Source organism: Mycobacterium sp. NGS66 (assembly GCF_059812225.1).
Genome location: NZ_JCALCG010000031.1, coordinates 1 through 4,557, shown reverse-complemented (window position 1 = coordinate 4,557; position 4,557 = coordinate 1). Strand labels below are relative to the sequence as shown.

The following is a 4,557-nucleotide window of genomic DNA, read 5'->3' as shown; positions in this document are numbered from 1 at the left end:
ACGACGAACTCACCGAAGCCCAGCCCTACCCACTCCATCACCGACCGCCCCCGATGAAACCATCCCGCCTCCTCACAGCAACGGCTGCGTAGTCTTGTCCCCCGTCTACCCTCGCTGCGCCACTTCGCCATCGAGGATGCCGGCATCTGCGTCAAGCGATCCCTTGCCCCTTTCAAGGGCTTTCGCGCATGTCAACGGGCCTAGCTGGCAGGGGCGAAACTATTACGCAGGCGCAAAATACATGGGTGAAAGTGTGAACCGTTACCTTATCGTAATCAAGTTGAGCTGCGGCGAAGCCAGATCGTCGATGTTCCGTGACGCGGGCTGATCGGGCAGCATCTCAGCCAGGTCCACACGCTCCACTGGACAGTGTGCCGTCACGCTCTTCAGCCGGTCAGCGACGATCGAGCTGGCCCACAACCGGGGTTTGGACGGCGCTAACTATAAGTAGTTACTTAACTTTTCTGTTCGCCCATACGCCGCCGACGATGACGGTAACCTCATGCGCGTGGTTGAGACGTCCATTCCGGCTCTGCTGCGCGAGCGCGCAAGTTTGCAGCCCGATGACACGGCATTCACGTTTATTGATTACCAGCAGGATTGGGCCGGCGTTGCCGAAAGCCTGACCTGGCCGCAGCTATATCGGCGAGTGCTGAACGTGGCACGCGAGCTCAGGCTTTGCACATCACCCGGTGACCGGGCTGTGATTCTGGCGCCGCAGGGATTGCATTACATCGCCGCTTTTCTGGGCGCCCTGCAGGCGGGACTCATCGCGGTCCCGCTTTCAGTCCCACTCGGTGGCGTCAGCGATGAGCGGGTGGACTCGGTGTTGCGCGATGCGTCGCCGGCTGTCGTGCTCACGACAACCTCTGTTGTGGGTGAGGTGATCGGTCATGTCGCAGCGCAGCCTGGCCAAGTTGCTCCGGCTGTCGTCGAGGTTGATTTGCTGAACCTGGACGCACCGGTACGATCCGACGCTGGGATAGACAGTCATCACGCTGCCGCGTATTTGCAATATACGTCTGGGTCGACCCGGCAACCGGCCGGAGTCATGATTTCCTACAGAAATCTCCAGGTAAATTTCGAGCAGCTGATGCGCAATTATTTTCCGCACAGCGCAGGCGTTCCGCCGCTGGACCTCACTATTGTGTCGTGGCTCCCGTTCTATCACGACATGGGTCTTGTTCTGGGTGTTTGTTCGCCGATCCTGGGGGGTTTCAGCGGTGTGCTTACCAGCCCGGTGGCATTCCTGCAGCGCCCGGCCCGGTGGATGCAATTGCTGGCAACCAATTCTTCGCCGTTTTCGGCCGCGCCGAACTTCGCTTTCGAACTGGCGGCACGCAAAACCTCTGACGAAGACATGGCCGGGCTCGATCTCGGCGGCGTGCAGACCATCCTCAGCGGCAGCGAACGGGTCCACCCAGCCACCCTGAAACGCTTTGCCGAACGGTTCGCGCCTTACAACCTCGATGATGCAGTGATCCGTCCCTCCTATGGGCTCGCCGAAGCAACGGTGTACGCGGCGAGCAGCAGAGCAGGCCAGCCACCACAGATCGTCGACTTCGAGACTGACAAGCTTTCCGCCGGCCAGGCGAAGCGGTGCCCGAGCGGCGCCGGCACACCCCTGATCAGTTATCCCCTGCAGGGGTCGCCCATGGTGCGGATCGTGGATCCCGAGACTCGGACGGAGTGCCCGGAGGGAACCAGCGGCGAGATCTGGATGCACGGCGACAACGTCGCCTTGGGCTATTGGCGCAAACCGGACGAGACCGAGCACACGTTCGGCGGCATGCTGGTCACGCCGTCGCCTGGCACCCCGGCGGGGCCGTGGCTGCGGACTGGCGATATGGGCTTCATCTCCGAAGGTGAGTTGTTCATCGTCGGCCGAATCAAAGATCTGTTGATCGTCTACGGGCGCAACCACTCTCCCGACGACATCGAAGCCACCATCCAGGACATCGCCGGCGGGCGGACCGCGGCGATCGCGGTTCCGGATGAGGGCCAGGAGCAGCTGGTCGTCATCATCGAAGTCAAAAAGCGTGGCGACTCCGACGAAGATGCGATGCGCAAGTTCGCCGGCGTCAAACGTGAAGTCACGTCGGCGATCTCGAACTCCCACGGCCTGGGCGTCGCGGATCTGGTTCTGGTGCCGCCGGGTTCGATCCCGATCACCACCAGCGGCAAGGTCAGACGAGCGGCCTGCGTCGAACAGTACCGGCACGGCCAGTTCGCCCGCCTAGACGCTTAGCCCAGAACGTCGGTGGTCTTCACCGACGAGCACGCGATAGTCAGTCGATCTCGCCGGTCAGGTTGAACTCGGCCAGGGTGCGCGCGGCCAGTTCACGCAATGCGGGCTTGGTGTTCGCGGCGCCCGGCTGGTATGCGAGGACTGTGATCCCGATTTTGTCGCCCATGCGCCACGACTGCACCCGGAAATCGCCGCCCGTTCGTTCGATCCACTGCCGCGTTATGTCTTGCCCAACTCCTCGTACGGTGGCGTACTCGGCGTCGGTGCCATCAAGGCGGCGCAGTGCCGAACCAAGGTCGCCGACGTACGAACAAAACACTGGGAGATCGGGGTCGCCGCCCACCATCACGTGGTTCAGCCGTTTCAACGCCCGCTTTGGTGCGAACTGGCCCAACCAAGGAAGCGCCGGCGACTCGTCTGGTGTGTTCCGCTGAGCGCTCATCGCCTGCTTCATTACTGTGTCGATGTCGCGCAGGTCGGTCGTTACCCGCGTCGGATCCACGCTGACGCGCGCAATCGACAGTGCTATCGCACGGGTGTCACCCAGGGCACGGTCGCTCACGGGCAGTTGTAAGGTGATGGCGCCATCACCGGCGCGTCGGCGCCCCAGTCGCTCCGCGAATTTGGCGGCAAATCCAGCGATCAACGTCCCGGTCGTGCCGCCAAGAGCCCTCGCACGGGCATCCCAATCATTCGCGTCGATGTGAATGGTGACACCAGGTATGACGACATTCTCATCGCCGCCGCCTTCACCAAGCGCGACGGGTAGCGATGCCGATGATCCGGCAATATCGTGTTGGCGACGCTGGGCCAGTTGTGACACGCGATCGTGCTGGCGACGATGGGCCTGTTTCCAATCGTGCCGGTGCCGACGGGCCAGTTTCGCCACCGTGATAAACGCCCGGGCAGCCTCGGGCGCGTCTTGCGCCGTCTGCCGAGCATCTTCAACCATCGCGCGCAATCGAGTGCGTGAACGCGGCGGTGGAAGGCCAAGATCGCGCGTATTGCCCAAAATTGCATCCTCTAGCACGGCGGCGAGGCCGAGGCCGTCGATCAGGAAGTGGGAAACAACCAGGCTTACCGCGGTCGAGCCGTCCGTAAGCGGAAGAACGCCGAGATGCCAGCCAGGCCCGGATTCCGCATCAACAGGCAATTGCGAGCGCTCATCAGCCCAATCGCTGAGTTCTGCTCGTGGACGGGCGTGTTCAGCGATCTCGATTTCCGACGGCCCTCGATCCAAGACCCACCGGTGCCGGGCGAAGGGTAAGGGCGAACGCTCGATGCGCCGTCCCAACAACCCGTAACCGAGATTCCGATGAAACCGCCTCAGCCCATCAAAGTTGAACGGGTGCTCGTAAATCCACACGACCTGGATGACATGCTCCTGGTCGATGGCGCGGTGCCCCGCAAAAAAGTAGTGGTCATTTAGGTCGAGCCGATTATCCTGCTGCGCAACAGTGTTGAATCCGCGGTCCTGCAGCGCATCATTGTCGGATCCGCGGACGTCAAAGTCCTGCCGCACATCATTGTTGGATGCGCCACTTTCGACGGGACCAGCTTGCGCGTGAGCCATCTTGTCGCAGAGTACGTCTGCCAGATCGCGAATGGTGGCGGTGGCGATTTCGCTGGGCGTTATGCGAATTCCGGTTTCGGTTTCTATGCGGGTACGTAGCTCCAAGGAACCCAGCGAGTCAAGGCCGTACTCGGCGAGTGCGTGGTCGGGGTCGATGTTGCGACGCAGGATGAGGCTGACCTGATCGGAGATTAGTCGCCGCAGTCGGGTGGGCCACTCGTCTGGTGGTAGCTCGTTGAGTTCGGCACGCAATCCCCTTGTGCTCGTTGGGGTTTGCCCCGTGGTGCGAAATGCCTCCGCGAAGGGACTGCGTTGGGCGAAGGCGGTCAGCCATGGTGTGCCCAGGAATTGGGCGTATCCGGTGTAGGCGCGGTCGTGGCGCAGCAACGCTTGGAAAGCGTGAGCACCTTCCTCGGGAGCGATCGCCCCCTCGCTGTCCTCGGCCAGAGCGGTGGCACGGCCGATCTGTGCCCAGGGTCCCCAGGCGATGGCGGTGGCCGGTAGGCCCTGAGCGTGTCGCCATCGGGTGAAGGCATCGAGCCAGCTGTTGGCCGCGGCGTAGGCGCCTTGTCCGGGCGAACCGACCAGGGCGGCGGCCGAGGAGAACGAGCAAAACCAGTCCAGCGGCTGGTCGGCGGTGGCGGCGTGCAAGTTCCAGGCGCCGTAAACCTTTGGCGCCCAGTCACGCTCGATGAGTTCGTCGGTGATGTTGGTCAAGGTGGCGTCTTCGACCACG

1 protein-coding gene and 1 pseudogene are annotated in these 4,557 nt (G+C 62.6%); one reads left to right on the top strand and one right to left on the bottom strand.

Going from position 1 to position 4,557, the window contains the following annotated elements; all coding sequences use genetic code 11:
- The first annotated feature begins 502 nt into the window (after window positions 1-502).
- Window positions 503-2,248 carry an AMP-binding protein gene (locus AC5Y2L_RS28440; protein ID WP_499940060.1) on the top strand — a complete coding sequence of 582 codons (1,746 nt, stop codon included), beginning with the start codon at window positions 503-505 and terminating at the stop codon, window positions 2,246-2,248.
- 1,555 nt (window positions 2,249-3,803) lie between these two features.
- On the opposite strand, the pseudogene AC5Y2L_RS28435 reads toward AC5Y2L_RS28440, so the two are convergent.
- Window positions 3,804-4,557, bottom strand: a pseudogene (locus tag AC5Y2L_RS28435) (KR domain-containing protein); the annotation flags it as partial.

Bases quoted from the DNA above. Each gene is read 5' to 3' on its own strand.
- AC5Y2L_RS28440 (WP_499940060.1), top strand. From the start codon at position 503: ATGCGCGTGGTTGAGACGTCCATTCCGGCTCTGCTGCGCGAGCGCGCA.